This window comes from Pseudomonas sp. 2FE (assembly GCF_005503735.1).
Classification (GTDB): Bacteria; Pseudomonadota; Gammaproteobacteria; order Pseudomonadales; family Pseudomonadaceae; genus Aquipseudomonas.
The window spans coordinates 407,519-420,097 of the sequence record NZ_SCMO01000001.1 but is presented as its reverse complement, the minus strand read 5'-3'; the positions used below and the strand labels follow the sequence as shown (position 1 = coordinate 420,097).

The window sequence follows — 12,579 nt, the reverse complement described above, 5'->3', positions numbered from 1 at the left end:
TCTGGCGAAACCCGGCGGGGTGTTTGCAGCGGAGTATTGCTGGGTTTCGCTGCGCTCTGCCCAGCCTACAGGTAGGCGGCCTAGGCCAAGTTATCGGCGCTAGTCGGAACGACCAGAATGGCGGCGCGCAGGCCATTCTTCACTTTCGGATTGGGGAAGATGATGCGCGCGCCCTCCTCCTCGACGATCCAGCGCGTGCCGGCGATATCCTCGGCCAGCAGATAGCCCACCGGCAACTCACTGAAGTTCTCGATATCCGCCGGCAGATGCAAGGTAAACGCATCGCTGTGCTTGATCACCTCGCGGGCCACCGCAAACAGCTGCAAGCCCTCCAAAGCACCCGCCTCCAGCTGCGGCTCGCGGCCTTCGATCAGGCATTCCAGACGTGCTTCCAAGCACTCGAGGTTGACCTGCTGGTTCTGCCCGAACGGTCGCGCCTTACCCAGCTCCAGCGTGAAGGCCTCGGCATCCAGTTGGGCATAGGTGTAGGAGCTGAAGGTAATCGAGCCCTTGCTCTGTAACAGCACCGCAGCAATCCCGGCGGCCTGCAGGCGGGCCAGCTCCAGCCGCGAGTGAGCGCAGCCTTCACGCCAGGGGTAGAGGGCGAACTGTTCGATTTTCGAGCCGCGGATAGCGGTGTGCAGGTCGTAATGCAAACGACTGCGTTGCGGCTTACTGAAGAACGCCGCGCTCAGGCGCTCCAACTCACAGGCGCGCAACGCCTCGAAGCCACTGGACTGCTCATGCCGACCATTGAACAGACGATTGATGTCCTGCTCGATATAGCGCTCGCCACGCCGCATGGCCTCGGGGTTGCCGAGCAGGAACAAAATACGCGCACGCGGCTTCAAGTCGCCACGGGCAATGCCTTGCAGCAGGCGGTCGAGCAGTTCGATCGGCGCAGTTTCGTTGCCGTGGACACCGGCCGACAGCAACAGATCCAAGCCACTGTCATCCGTGCTGGGCGGCGTCACTTCCAACGCACCTTCGGCCAGCCAGCGCAAACGCGTGCCCTCGGCGGTCAGCTGAATCTTTGCGGCGGGCTCGTGGCCAGCCAGGGTCAGTTCAAGCAGCTTACCGAGGGCTAACATAGGGCACTTCCCAATACTTACTTCTTAATGATCGTGGCCACAGTCCGGGCCATGCACATGCTCGTCATCGACTTCTGCCGGCTCCATCTCCAGCTCCAGGCTGACCAAGTTGGTCGCCAACGGGCGCAGCAGCAGGTTGGCGTACTCGGCGTCGCCTTCCTCGACATCCACCCCGATGATCAGCTGGCCGCGACCATCTTGCTGAATCCAGACTTCCTTGCCCTGCCAGATCACGGCAAAGCGGGTGCAGGAGGTTTCCAGCTGGGTGCCGTCGGTGTCTTCGAGGATCAGTTGCAGGCTATCGGACATGGTTGCAGGACTCTTAATTGATCTGGAATGGATAAACCGAGCCTAGTTTAAGGATCTGCGTCAGTTCATCCAATGCCGAACGGCATTCGACCAGCAATTGCGGGTCGGCCAGGTCGGTTTCAGCCAGACGGTCGCGGTAGTGCTTGTCGACCCAGAGGTTTAGCGTGTCATACAGCGACGGGGTCATGATCACACCCGGATTCACCGCGTTCAGCTCGCCCTCGTTGAGCGCCACCCGCAGGCGCAGGCAGGCCGGGCCGCCGCCGTTCTGCATGCTCTGCTTGAGGTCGAAGACCTTCACCTCGCTGATCGGCCCGTCTTCGGCGGTCAGGCGCGCCAGGTAGCTCCACACGCGTTCATTGTTGCGGCACTCTTCCGGCACGATCAGCAACATCGAACCATCGGCACGCGACAGCAGCTGGCTGTTGAACAGGTAGGACTTCACCGCGTCTTCGACGGTCACCGCATCGCGCGGCACGCACACGGCGCGGAAGCGGCCGCCGCGACGACCGAGCTTGTCGTGCAGCTCGGCCAGCACCTTCTCGGTGTCGAGGAAGGCGTCTTCGTGGTAGAACAGCACTTCGCCGTTGCCCACCGCGATCACGTCGTTATGGAACACGCCCTGATCGATCACCGCCGGATTCTGCTGGGCGTAGACCACGCCGGCCTCGCCCAGGCCGTGCAGACGAGCGACCGCCTGACTGGCCTCCAGGGTCTGCCGCGCCGGGTAACGCTGCGGCTCCGGGAAACGGCTGTCGAAGGCGCTGCGGCCGAACACGAAGAACTCCACGCCGGCCTCGCCGTAGCTCTTGCAAAAACGCGTGTGGTTGGCCGCGCCCTCGTCACCGAACTGGCTCACCGCCGGCAACGCCGCGTGATGGGCAAAGTGCTGCTGGTTGGCGAACATGGCGCCGAGCACGCGGCTGGTGGTCGGGTGCTCGAGGCTGCGGTGAAACTTGCAGTTGAGGTTGGCGGCGGTGAAATGCACACGGCCGTCCGCGGTGTCGGCGCTGGGGCTGACGGTGGCGGCGTTGGCGGTCCACATATTGGACGCCGAGCAGCTGGCGACCAGCAGCGGCATGGCTTCCTTGGCGGCTCTCTGGATCACCTCGGCATCAGTGCCGGTAAAACCCAGGTTGCGCAGTGCGGCGACAGCCGGGCGTTCCTGCGGGGCCAGTACACCCTGCTTGAAGCCCATCTCCATCAGCGCCTTCATCTTCGCCAGGCCTTGCTTGGCGGCGTCCTTCGGGCTGGAGACCTGCTGGCTGTTGCCCTGCGAGGCGACGTTGCCGTACGACAGACCACCGTAGTTGTGAGTCGGCCCGACTAGACCGTCGAAGTTGACTTCATAGGCATTTTTAACGGTCATAGGTTGACTCCCGGGGTCAGGGTTGCAGGCAGGCTCAGGCTTTCGCTTTCCAGCGAGGCCACCGGATAGGCACAGTAATCCGCGGCGTAGTAAGCACTGGCGCGGTGGTTGCCGGAGGCGCCGACTCCGCCAAAAGGCGCCGTGCTGGCGGCGCCCGTCAGCTGTTTATTCCAGTTGACGATGCCGGCACGGCTCTCGACCCAGAACTGTTGATAGCGCTCGCGGGAATCCGACAGCAGCCCAGCGGCCAGGCCATATTGGGTGGCGTTGGCTTCGCGAATCGCACCGTCGAAATCGGCGTAGCGAATCACTTGCAGCAGCGGGCCGAAGAACTCCTCGTCCGGGCGTTCACTCACGGCCGTGACATCCAGGATGCCCGGAGTCAGCAGCGCGGCGCCGGCCTGCGGCTGGGTCATCGCCAGCAGCGCGGTGGCACCCTTGGCGAGCAGCTGCTCCTGGGCCTGCATCAGATGCCGCGCGGCCTCCAGCGAGATCACCGAGCCCATAAAGGGGGCCGGCTGCGCATCGAAGGCGCCGACCTTGATCTGGCTGGCGACCTGGGCCAAACGCGCCAGCAGGGCATCGCCCCAGGCGCCTTGCGGCACCAGCAGGCGGCGCGCGCAGGTGCAGCGCTGGCCGGCGGAGATGAAGGCCGACTGGACGATGGTGTAGACCGCGGCGTCGACATCCTGCACCTGATCGACCACCAGCGGGTTATTGCCGCCCATCTCCAGCGCCAGGATCTTGTCCGGGCGGCCGGCAAACTGTTGATGCAGCAAGTTGCCGGTGCGGCTCGAACCGGTGAAGAACAGCCCGTCGATACCCGGGTTGCCGGCCAGGGCGACGCCGGTCTCGCGGGCGCCTTGCAGCAAGTTGAGCACGCCGGCCGGCAGGCCGGCTTCGATCCAGCACTGCACCGTCAGCTCGGCGACTTTCGGGGTCAGCTCGCTGGGCTTGAAGATCACCGCGTTGCCGGCCAGCAACGCCGGCACTATGTGGCCGTTGGGCAGGTGACCGGGGAAGTTGTAGGGGCCGAATACCGCGACCACGCCATGGGGCTTGTGGCGCAGCACGGCGGTGGCATCGGCCAGCGGGCCGCTCTTCTCGCCGGTACGCTCGCGGTAGCTCTGGATCGAGATGGCGACCTTGTTGACCATGCTGGTCACTTCGGTGGCGGACTCCCACAGCGGCTTGCCGGTTTCCTCGCCGATGCTGCGGGCCAGTTCGTCGCCGTGCGCTTTAAGCGCGGCGGCAAAGCGTTCCAGCACGCCGATGCGCTCTTCCAGCGAGCGTTTGGCCCAGGCCGGGAAAGCTGCGCGGGCGGCCTGCACGGCAGCCTCGACCTGCGCCGCAGTAGCAGCCTGACCAGCCCAGACCACGGCCTGACTGACCGGATTCAACGACTCCAGCGCCTCGCCCTGGCCTGCTTGCCAGGTGCCGGCAATGTAATGCGTACTCATTAAATCAGCTCCTTGTTCGCGGGCGCTCTGGCCGACAGCGGCACTGCGCGCACTTGATCGCCGGCGGTGAGTTGCAGGCGTTTGGCAGTCAACGGATCGACCACCAGGGTGCCGGCCGCCATCCGCGCCGGTGCGGCGGTGATGCGGCAGTCTTCACGCTTGCGGTTGTGGATCAGGAACGGCGCGGCGTCATCGCCCGGCGTGCCAATTGCCAGCACCAGCGCCTGGCTGTCGCGCACGGCGCGGATCTTCGCGGTTTCGACTTCGATGGCCGGGCCGGCGTCGAAGATATCCACGTAACCCTGATAGCTGAAACCTTCACCCTTGAGCATGGCCAGCGCCGGCTCGGTATCTGGATGGACGCGACCGATGATGTTGCGCGCCTCTTCCGAGAGGAAGCAGGTGTAGAGCGGGAACTTCGGCATCAACTCGGCGATAAAGGCCTTGTTACCGACGCCGGTGAGGTAATCGGCGCGGGAGAATTCCATCTTGAAGAAGTGCCGGCCGAGGCTTTCCCAGAAGGGCGAACGCCCCTGCTCGTCGGACATGCCACGCATCTCGGCAATCACCTTGTTGCCGAACAGCTGCGGGAACTCGGCGATGAACAGGAAGCGCGCCTTCGACAGCAGGCGACCGTTCAGTCCGCTGCGGTGTCCGGCATGCAGGAACAGTGAGCACAGCTCGGAGTTACCGGTCAGGTCATTGGCGAGGAACAGTGTCGGAATCTCGCGGTGGATCTGCAGTTCCTGCGAGGCGCTGACGGTCAGGCCGAGACGATAGTTGTACCAAGGCTCGCGCAGGCCGACCGCGCCAGCGACCGCCGAGATGCCGACCACCTGGCCGGCGTCATCTTCGAGGACGAACAGGTAGTCGGCGTCGGCGCGCTCGGCTTCGCCACGGAAGGCTTTCTCCGCCCAACCGACGCGGTGCGCCAGGCGCTCCTCATTGGCCGGCAGCGTGGTCAGGCCGGCGCCGGTGCTGCGGGCGAGATTAAGCAGGGCCGGCAAATCGGCACTGCGGACGGGGCGAACGATCATAGGCAATCCTCTTAAACCGCAACCAGGCGCACGCTGGCACCCTCGCCGACGCCCAAGGCTTCGGCGGCTTCAAGACTCAGGGTGACCGGCTTACCCGGCACCCAATCCAGTTCGACGACAACCGCACGGAAGTCCTGCAATTGGCCGTTGGCCACCAGATAGGGGCGCCCGCCTTTGCCGGGTTCACGCTTTTCTTGAGAACCAAGGCGGACCGGCACGACGCGGCTCTGGGCAATCGAGCGAATGCCCGAGGTGCGCGCATGCAGGGTCGGGCCACCGTCAAATATGTCGATGTAATGATCGGTCTCGAAACCTTCACGCATGAGGATGTCGAAGGTGATCTGCGCCCGCGGATGAACCTGGCCCATGGCTTCCTGGGCGGCGTCCGGCAACAGCGGCACGTAGATCGGGTAATGCGGCATCAGTTCGGCGAGGAAGGTGCGGCTCTTCAGACCACTGAGGCGCTCGGCCTCGGTGTAGTTGAGGTCGAAGAAATTCCGCCCGACCGCATCCCAGAACGGCGAATCACCGTGTTCATCGCTATACCCGACGATCTCCACCACCACCGCATCGGCGAAGCGCTCCGGGTGGTTGGCCACAAACAACAGGCGACCACGCGAGTTCAGCTCGGCCCACGGCGAATTCACCAACGGCTTTTCAACGTAGAAGCTGGTCAACAGGCTATTGCCGGTCAGGTCGTGACAGAGCGAGAGCACGTGAATCTTGTTGTGGATCGACAGCGACCGCGAGGCATGCACGAAGGTCTCGTTGCGAAAGCTGTAGAACGGCTCGGAATAGCCGGCCGAAGCGACGATGCCGGAACAGCCGACCAGCCGGCCGGTGTCCGTATCTTCCAGGACGAAGAAATAGCTCTCTTCACCGTTAAAGCTGACTTCGGCCGCGAACGACGCCTCCGAGGCGACGATCTTATCGCTCAGGCGTTCGGCATCATCCGGCAGCGAGGTAACACCAACCGGGCTGTCCGCGGCCAGACGTTGCACGTCGGCCAGATCAGCCATTTGCGCAGGGCGCATCACCAGCATGGTGTTACTCCTTAAAGAAAAGCTCCAAGCCACTCGCGCAGAGAGACCCAGAGAAAGCCATGGCACGCGGCCACAGCGCACACAGAAATGGTCATCCTTGGTTAAAACACCGATCGACTCGTCCTGAGTCGATTAAAGCTACAACTGAGCTGCCTACAACTGAACTGCGGGGCTGGCGCGGGCCGAGAATACCCAGGCAAAGTCGGCCCGTGCCGCACCCCATAGAACCTGCTTAGGCCTGAGTCAACTTGGCCACGGCGCGCTCGAAACGGTTCAGGCCTTCATCGATATCCGCATCCGGAATCACCAGGCTCGGGGCAAACCGCACGACATCCGGGCCGGCCTGCAACACCATGACGCCTTCTTTCTCGGCGGCATTGAGCACGTCCTTGGCCTTACCCTTCCAGGCATCCGCCAAGGCTGCGCCGATCAACAGGCCCAGGCCACGCACCTCGGTGAAGATGCCGTACTGCGCAGCGATCTGCTCCAGGCGCACTTTGAAGCGCTCGTGCTTGGCCTTGACGCCATCGAGCACTTCCGGGGTGTTGATCACATCCAGCACCGCACCCGCCACCGCACTGGCCAGCGGGTTGCCGCCGTAAGTGGTGCCGTGAGTGCCGACCGACAAGTGAGCGGCGATCTTGCTGGTGGTCAGCATCGCGCCGATCGGGAAACCGCCGCCCAGGCTCTTGGCGCTGGAGAGGATGTCGGGCGTGACACCGTAGTTCATATAGGCGAACAGTTCGCCGCTACGACCCATGCCACTTTGCACTTCATCGAACACCAGCAGCGCGTTGTGCTCGTCACACAGCTTGCGCACACCTTGCAGATAAGCCTTGTCAGCCGGCAGCACACCACCCTCGCCCTGAATCGGCTCAAGCACCACAGCACAGGTCTTGTCGGAAATGGCCGCTTTCAGCGCATCCAGATCGTTAAAGGGTACATGGCTGATGCCTTGGATCTTCGGACCGAAGCCATCGGAGTACTTCGGCTGACCACCGACAGTCACGGTGAACAGCGTGCGGCCGTGGAAGCTGTTGCTCGCCGCGATGATCTCGAACTTCTGCGGGCCATACACATCATGGGCATAGCGACGCGCCAGCTTGAATGCGGCTTCGTTGGCCTCGGCACCGGAGTTGGCGAGGAACACGCGCTCGGCGAAAGTGGCGTCGACCAGCTTGTGTGCCAGACGCAGGGCAGGCTCGTTGGTGAAGACGTTGGAGACGTGCCAGATCTTCTGTGCCTGTTCGGTCAAGGCTTTGACCAATGCCGGGTGCGCATGACCCAGGGAGTTCACGGCGATACCGCCGGCGAAGTCAATCAGCTCACGACCACTCTGATCCCAAACGCGGGAGCCCTCGCCACGCACTGGAATAAAGGCTGCGGGGGCGTAGTTAGGAACCATCACCTGATCGAAATCGGCGCGCTCTACCTGTATATGCTCAACGGACATCGGTGTTCTCCTGCCTGGAACGGCTAGCGATGAAATGAATTGTAGGGACTGATTTGGGGCGGGCATTGTCGGCATGCGACAACTTCTTATAGCGCCAACCCGGGAAATTTCGGTGCTTATGGAAATGCGACAGAAAGCGTCGCGAAGGCGCAGTTTAAACGCTGTTCGGCACAGTTAGGCATGGACGGAGAAAATTCGCGGATGCCTGATTTAGCCGTTGCCCGGCGTACATTGGAAAAACGCAAAACCCGTAGGAGCGGCCCATGGCCGCGATATACGTTTCGCGGCCATGGGCCGCTCCTACCCGCGCTCGACCGGCACGGAAGTGAGCTCAAAGGGGCTGCTGCTGCGGCGCTGATTGCGATCTTCGCGCGGGGTGGCGCCGAAGAAGTTGCGGTAGGCGCTGGAGAAGTGCGGGCCGGAGGAGAAGCCGCAGGACAGGCCGATCTGGATGATCGATTTACTGGTCTGCATCAGCAACTGGCGAGCCTTGTTCAGGCGCAGCTCCAGGTAGTACTGGCTGGGCACACGATTGAGGTACTGCTTGAAAATCCGCTCCAACTGGCGGCGCGAGACGCAGACATGCTGGGCTATTTCATCGGTGGTCAGCGGTTCTTCGATATTCGCCTCCATCAGCAGCACGGCCTGGGTCAGCTTCGGATGGCTGGAACCCAGACGGTTCTGCAGAGGAATACGCTGGCGCTCACCGCCTTCGCGAATGCGCTCGACCACCAACTCTTCCGAAACCGCACCGGCCAACTCGGCGCCGTGATCACGCGCCAACACCGCCAACAGCAGGTCGAGCACCGCCAAGCCGCCACAGGCCGTCAGACGATCGCGATCCCAGTCGAACAAATGACTGGTGGCAATCACCTTGGGAAAGCGCTCAGTAAAGTCGTCCTGCCAGCGCCAGTGCACCGCCGCACGATAACCCTCGAGCAAGCCGAGCTGAGCCAAGGGGTAAACCCCCGCTGACAGCCCGCCGATCACACAACCAGCCCGCACCAACTGCTTGAGCGCACTGGATAAGGCCGGAGCGAGATGGGTCGGCGGCTCATCGGCCAACAGGAAGAGCTTTTGACAGCCCTCCAGCTTACCGACCCAAGGCTCACCCGGCAGACGCCAAGCGCCTTCGACCATCGGCTCGGCCTGGAGGAACCGCAGCTCGTAAACCACTTCAGGGTGAACACGCTGAGCGACGCGCAACGCTTCCTCCGCCAACGCCAAAGTCATTGCCTTGGTGCTGGGCCAGAGGAGAAAACCAATTCGGTAAGCAGTCATGGCTGACAGTTTAGGCTCTGTTGGCATTGATAGACATGCCGTGTTGCGCCCAAATGGGGCGTCATTATCGTACTTCCAGCGACCTGGGTTACTTCAAGCTACCGGAAAGGAACTGCTTGAGACGCTCGGACTGCGGGTTGACCAGCACTTCTTTCGGGCAACCGCGCTCTTCCACCACGCCTTTGTGCAGGAACACCAGTTGGTTCGAGACTTCGCGAGCAAAGCCCATCTCGTGCGTCACCACCACCATGGTCCGGCCTTCCTGCGCCAGATCCTGCATGACCTTGAGCACCTCACCCACCAGTTCCGGGTCGAGCGCCGAGGTCGGCTCGTCGAACAGCATCACTTCCGGCTCCATCGCCAGCGCGCGGGCAATCGCCACACGCTGCTGCTCGCCACCGGACATGTGCGCCGGGTAAGCCTCTTTACGATGCGCCACACCGACTTTGGCCAGGTAATACTCGGCCTTTTCCAGCGCGTCTTTCTTCGACATGCCAAGTACGTGCACCGGGGCTTCCATGACGTTTTCCAGGGCGCTCATGTGCGACCACAGGTTGAAGTGCTGGAACACCATGGACAGGCGCGAGCGCATGCGTTGCAGCTGCTTGGGATCGGCGGCCTTGAGCGCGCCCTCCTTGTTCGCCACCAACTTGAGCTCTTCGCCATTGAGCAGGATCTTGCCGGCGTGGGGTTGCTCCAGCAGGTTGATGCAGCGCAGAAAGGTGCTCTTGCCCGAGCCGCTGGAGCCGATGATGCTGATCACATCGCCGGCTTTGGCCGCCAGGGACACACCCTTGAGCACTTCGTGGCTGCCATAACGCTTGTGCAGGTCTTGAACTTCAAGTTTGTACATGGTTTCGGTTCTCGAAAGGCAATGAATCAGTCGTTGAGCAAACGACCCTGACGGATGGATTGACGACCGGCCACCTTGGCCAGCCAGCGCCCAGGCTGAGCGAAACGCATCCGCTCAATGGCGAACAACACACCCGCCGTACCCGCGTGAATCACACTGCGGCGATCGTCGAGCGGATCAAGCACTTCAAATAACGCGGTGCCCGCTTCTACGTAGGCACCTACGGGCTGCAGAAAGCTAACCACGCCTGAGTGCGGCGGGTAGAGCAACTCAGTGCCGTCGAAAGGCACCGCTTCGCAACACTCTTCAGGCGCAGCCGGCCAATCACCGACGATCAGCCCCTGCTCGGCCAAGAAAGCCAGAATCGCTTCGGCGTAGTCACGCGCCTGGTCCGCCTCGGTATGGTCCATACCGCCCAACTCCACCGTAGTCGCCAGGCAGACCGGAGCGATGTTCGCCGCCGGAAAACGCTGCGCCAGGCGCAGCCAGGGCAGCGAACAGGCTTCATCGAAGGACGAACCGCCGGAATCTTCAGCCAGCAGCACCGTACCGGCGCGAACCCGCGCAGCCAGCGAGCGCAATGTCGGCCACTGCTGGGGAATACCATAGAGATGCACCGCCGCCTCGAAATCGCAGTGCAGATCGAGCACCACATCGGCGTCGCAGGCGTGCCGCAACAGCAGACGCTGCATACCTTCCAGCTCGGAACCGGCAGGCGCGAGAGCCTCCAGCGCTTCGAGCATGGCGCTGCGGATCAGCCGCACATTGGCCGGCCCATCGCTACCCAGACGACCTTGCAGCTCAGGGGCGACAACCGCCGCCAGATCGACAAAGTCGCGATTGAAGTTCTTGCCGCTGGCCAGCTCATAGCGACCCTGATGCTGACCCTGAACCATCTGCCCCAGACCAATCGGGTTGGCTACTGGCACCAGCTCCACCACGCCGGCGAGCCGGCCCTGGGTCTCCAGCTCGCGCAGGCGACGCTTGAGTTCAATCGCGACGCGCATGCCCGGCAGCTCATCGGCATGCAGGGAAGCCTGGATATAAGCCTTGCAAGGCCCACTGCCGAAACGGAAAACCGTCAGCTGGCGTCGGCTGCCCAGAGTGGCCCAAGGCAGTTCATGGTCGATGCGCTGCATGATAAGTAACTCCCTTAAGCCTTACGCGGCGCCAGGTAGGCCAGCCAGTGGCGCTCGGCCAGCTTGAACAGGCGCACCAGAACGAAGGTCAGGCACAGGTAGAACGCACCGGCGGTGATAAAGGCCTCGAACGGCAGGTAGAACTGCGAGCTGAGGGTGCGCGCCGCGCCAGTGATGTCGATCAAGGTGACGATCGAGGCCAGACTGGTGGTGTGCAGCATCATGATCACTTCGTTGCTGTACTGCGGCAGCGCGCGACGCAGCGCCGAGGGCAGCAAAATCCGCCGATAGAGTTTGAAGCGCGACATGCCCACGGCTTTAGCCGCTTCGATCTCGCCATGCGGGATGGCCTTGAGGCTACCGGCGAGAATTTCCGCGCTGTAGGCACTGGTGTTAAGGGCAAAGGCCAGGCAAGCACAGAAGGTGGCATTGGACAGATACGGCCAGAGAAAGCTCTCACGCACCGCCGCGAACTGCGCCAGACCGTAGTAGATCAAAAACAGCTGCACCAGCATCGGCGTGCCACGAATCACATAGGTATAGAGCCAGGCCGGAAGGTTAACCAACGGCTGCCGCGAGACGCGCATCAAGCCCAGCGGAATGGCGAGCAGCAGCCCCAGCGCCAGGGAAATCAGCAAAATCTTGAGGGTCACCAACACGCCACCGAAATACAGCGGCAGGTTGGCCCAGACGGATGAAAAGTCGAAGATCATAGTTCAGCCACCTTGATACCTGCCGAGTAGCGTTGCTCCAGGAACCGCAGGAGCAGCAAAGACACACTGGTCAACACCAGATAGAGCGCCGCTACCGCCAGGTAGAAGGTAAAAGGCTCGTGCGTGGCATCCGCAGCGCTCTTGGCCTTGAACATCATGTCCTGCAGCCCGACCACCGAGATCAGCGCCGTCGCCTTGGTCATTACCAGCCAGTTATTGGTGAAGCCCGGAATGGCGAAACGAATCATCTGCGGCACCAGCACCCGGAAAAACACCTGCAGGCCGCTCATGCCGTAGGCCGCGCCCGCTTCGGCCTGGCCCTTGGGGATGGCCAGGAAGGCACCCCGGAAGGTCTCCGAGAGATAGGCCCCGAAGATAAAGCCCATGGTAAAGACGCCCGTGGCAAAGGGGTTCAGGTCGATGTAATCCTCATAGCCCAGCAGCGGCGCGACCCGGTTAACCACATCCTGGCCGCCATAGAAAATCAGCAGGATCAGCACCAGATCGGGAATGCCGCGAATCACCGTGGCGTAGGCCTCGCCCAGCAAAGACAACCACTTGATCGGCGAGAGACGAAACGCCGCCCCTAGCAACCCCAACACACAAGCCAGCGTCATAGAGGTCAGGGCCAACGACAAGGTGAGCCAGGCACCGTCGATAATGGTCGAGCCGTAGCCGTTCAGCATGATCTTAATTCCTCATACAGCGCGTCTCAGCGAAACCGAGGCCGCACCGATACAACGAAAAAGTGGCACAACAACAGGGTAGCCCCGCAATTCATCCCGAACTGCCTGAAGCGCGTCGAATCCGTTCAAAATTCGGACCCGTTCA

Annotated in this window: 12 protein-coding genes; all 12 read right to left on the bottom strand. The window is 62.4% G+C overall.

Features of this window, described 5'->3' with window-relative positions; genetic code table 11:
• Positions 1-80 precede the first annotated feature (80 nt).
• Positions 81-1,091, bottom strand: a complete 1,011-nt coding sequence (gene astE, locus FFS12_RS02065; protein ID WP_137885309.1) for a succinylglutamate desuccinylase — start codon at positions 1,089-1,091, stop codon at positions 81-83.
• A 24-nt stretch (positions 1,092-1,115) separates the two neighbouring features.
• Positions 1,116-1,400 (bottom strand): topoisomerase II, encoded by a 285-nt coding sequence (locus FFS12_RS02060; protein ID WP_137817401.1) that lies wholly within the window; start codon positions 1,398-1,400, stop codon positions 1,116-1,118.
• A gap of 13 nt (positions 1,401-1,413) precedes the next feature.
• Positions 1,414-2,769, bottom strand: coding sequence for an N-succinylarginine dihydrolase (astB, locus tag FFS12_RS02055; RefSeq protein WP_137885308.1), 1,356 nt, complete (start codon positions 2,767-2,769; stop codon positions 1,414-1,416).
• Entirely contained in the window at positions 2,766-4,229 is a 1,464-nt protein-coding gene (gene astD, locus FFS12_RS02050) for a succinylglutamate-semialdehyde dehydrogenase (RefSeq protein ID WP_137885307.1), read from the bottom strand. Before astD ends, astB begins: the two co-directional genes overlap by 4 nt.
• The gene (gene astA, locus FFS12_RS02045; RefSeq protein WP_137885306.1) at positions 4,229-5,266 is read right to left on the bottom strand and encodes an arginine N-succinyltransferase; all 1,038 of its coding nucleotides are present in this window, start codon (positions 5,264-5,266) and stop codon (positions 4,229-4,231) included. The genes astD and astA overlap by 1 nt, the downstream gene beginning before the upstream one ends.
• Positions 5,267-5,277: 11 nt before the next feature.
• Entirely contained in the window at positions 5,278-6,309 is a 1,032-nt protein-coding gene (gene aruF, locus FFS12_RS02040; protein WP_137885305.1) for an arginine/ornithine succinyltransferase subunit alpha, read from the bottom strand.
• 232 nt (positions 6,310-6,541) lie between these two features.
• Positions 6,542-7,762: an aspartate aminotransferase family protein gene (locus FFS12_RS02035; protein WP_137885304.1), complete on the bottom strand. Its 1,221-nt coding sequence runs from the start codon at positions 7,760-7,762 to the stop codon at positions 6,542-6,544.
• A gap of 300 nt (positions 7,763-8,062) precedes the next feature.
• Positions 8,063-9,043, bottom strand: a complete 981-nt coding sequence (gene argR / locus FFS12_RS02030) for a transcriptional regulator ArgR (protein ID WP_137885303.1) — start codon at positions 9,041-9,043, stop codon at positions 8,063-8,065.
• Between the two features lie 88 nt (positions 9,044-9,131).
• On the bottom strand, positions 9,132-9,896 hold the full coding sequence (locus FFS12_RS02025) for an ABC transporter ATP-binding protein (protein ID WP_137885302.1): 765 nt from the start codon (positions 9,894-9,896) through the stop codon (positions 9,132-9,134).
• A 26-nt stretch (positions 9,897-9,922) separates the two neighbouring features.
• Positions 9,923-11,035 (bottom strand): succinylglutamate desuccinylase/aspartoacylase family protein, encoded by a 1,113-nt coding sequence (locus FFS12_RS02020; RefSeq protein WP_137885301.1) that lies wholly within the window; start codon positions 11,033-11,035, stop codon positions 9,923-9,925.
• A gap of 14 nt (positions 11,036-11,049) precedes the next feature.
• Positions 11,050-11,748 carry an ABC transporter permease gene (locus FFS12_RS02015; RefSeq protein WP_137885300.1) on the bottom strand — a complete coding sequence of 233 codons (699 nt, stop codon included), beginning with the start codon at positions 11,746-11,748 and terminating at the stop codon, positions 11,050-11,052.
• On the bottom strand, positions 11,745-12,434 hold the full coding sequence (locus tag FFS12_RS02010; protein ID WP_137885299.1) for an ABC transporter permease: 690 nt from the start codon (positions 12,432-12,434) through the stop codon (positions 11,745-11,747). The genes FFS12_RS02015 and FFS12_RS02010 overlap by 4 nt, the downstream gene beginning before the upstream one ends.
• Positions 12,435-12,579 lie beyond the last annotated feature (145 nt).

Coding starts and splice junctions, on each gene's coding strand:
- astB (WP_137885308.1), bottom strand. CDS start 2,769: ATGACCGTTAAAAATGCCTATGAAGTCAACTTCGACGGTCTAGTCGGG.
- FFS12_RS02015 (WP_137885300.1), bottom strand. CDS start 11,748: ATGATCTTCGACTTTTCATCCGTCTGGGCCAACCTGCCGCTGTATTTC.
- FFS12_RS02035 (WP_137885304.1), bottom strand. CDS start 7,762: ATGTCCGTTGAGCATATACAGGTAGAGCGCGCCGATTTCGATCAGGTG.
- FFS12_RS02010 (WP_137885299.1), bottom strand. CDS start 12,434: ATGCTGAACGGCTACGGCTCGACCATTATCGACGGTGCCTGGCTCACC.
- aruF (WP_137885305.1), bottom strand. CDS start 6,309: ATGCTGGTGATGCGCCCTGCGCAAATGGCTGATCTGGCCGACGTGCAA.
- astD (WP_137885307.1), bottom strand. CDS start 4,229: ATGAGTACGCATTACATTGCCGGCACCTGGCAAGCAGGCCAGGGCGAG.
- FFS12_RS02060 (WP_137817401.1), bottom strand. CDS start 1,400: ATGTCCGATAGCCTGCAACTGATCCTCGAAGACACCGACGGCACCCAG.
- argR (WP_137885303.1), bottom strand. CDS start 9,043: ATGACTGCTTACCGAATTGGTTTTCTCCTCTGGCCCAGCACCAAGGCA.
- astA (WP_137885306.1), bottom strand. CDS start 5,266: ATGATCGTTCGCCCCGTCCGCAGTGCCGATTTGCCGGCCCTGCTTAAT.
- FFS12_RS02020 (WP_137885301.1), bottom strand. CDS start 11,035: ATGCAGCGCATCGACCATGAACTGCCTTGGGCCACTCTGGGCAGCCGA.
- FFS12_RS02025 (WP_137885302.1), bottom strand. CDS start 9,896: ATGTACAAACTTGAAGTTCAAGACCTGCACAAGCGTTATGGCAGCCAC.
- astE (WP_137885309.1), bottom strand. CDS start 1,091: ATGTTAGCCCTCGGTAAGCTGCTTGAACTGACCCTGGCTGGCCACGAG.